1 protein-coding gene is annotated in these 266 nt (G+C 63.5%); it reads right to left on the bottom strand.

Annotation, left to right across the window (positions count from 1 at the left end; genetic code table 11):
• Positions 1-266: hypothetical protein (locus tag KZZ06_RS21080; protein ID WP_219581899.1), on the bottom strand; the 266-nt coding region annotated here is incomplete at both ends.

Consider the following 266-nt stretch of genomic DNA (forward strand, 5'->3'; position numbering starts at 1 on the left):
GGCGGTGCGGATGTTGCCGATGGACGAGAACTCCTGGGCGTCGGTCTTGTAGACCTCGTCCGACAGGTTCTGGCCATAGACGCCGACCGTGTAGCGATCCGCCGGGTCCGACCAGACGACACGGGCGTCGTATAGCCAGTATTCGTCCTGATACATGCCTGGCAGTTCGGTGGCGGTGTTGATGAGGGTGTTGTCCACCGCCAACGCCATACGCGATCGGTACTTCGCCGCCGCTCCGAAGGTCAGGGTCGAACCGCCCGTCAGGC

Origin of the sequence: Sulfitobacter sp. CW3, from assembly GCF_019392245.1 — a bacterium.
GTDB lineage: Bacteria > Pseudomonadota > Alphaproteobacteria > Rhodobacterales > Rhodobacteraceae > Sulfitobacter.